General features: G+C 65.5%; 1 protein-coding gene. It reads left to right on the plus strand.

Features of this window, described 5'->3' with window-relative positions; all coding sequences use genetic code 11:
* Positions 1 to 442, plus strand: a 442-nt coding sequence (locus ABD077_RS25145; RefSeq protein ID WP_343914947.1) for an ATP-binding protein, incomplete at its 5' end; no start/stop codon positions are given.
* Positions 443 to 692 lie beyond the last annotated feature (250 nt).

Raw genomic sequence — 692 nt, forward strand, 5'->3', positions numbered from 1 at the left:
GAACCGGCGCAACATCGTGCTGGTCGGCGGGACCGGCACGGGCAAGACCCACCTGGCCACCGCCATCATCGCCAACGTCGTGCGGGCCGGGGCGCGTGGCCGGTACTTCAACACCGTCGACCTGGTGAACCGCCTCGAGGAGGAGACCCGCCTGGGCAAGGCCGGTGCGCTGGCTGCTCACCTCTGCCGCCTCGACGTCGTGGTCCTCGACGAGCTTGGCTACCTGCCGTTCGCCCGCTCGGGCGGCCAGCTGCTGTTCCACCTGATCAGCAAGCTCTACGAGCGGACCTCGGTGATCGTCACGACCAACCTCGCCTTCGGCGAATGGCCGACCGTGTTCGGCGATCCCAAGATGACCACGGCCCTGCTCGACCGCATCACCCACCACTGCGACATCGTCGAGACCGGCAACGACAGCTGGCGCTTCAAACACCGCAGCTAACCCTCCACGAAGAACGCCAGGCGAGGGTTGAGCCTCCGGTCGGGCTACGCCCTCCCTACGCCCCAACCCTCGCAAGCGGTGCGCTCGTGACGTCCATCCCGAACCTCAAAAGGGGGTCCCTATTGCACGCCGATAGGGGGTCCCTTTTAGACGCCGATTGACAAGATGTGTGTGCTGCTGCGCCACCCTCGAACTGCATCGCCCCAGAAGCCGTAGGCTTCTGTTGTGCTGGTTCAGAGAGCATTTGGAC

The organism is Aquimarina litoralis (assembly GCF_039523995.1).
Classification (GTDB): domain Bacteria; phylum Bacteroidota; class Bacteroidia; order Flavobacteriales; family Flavobacteriaceae; genus Aquimarina; species Aquimarina litoralis.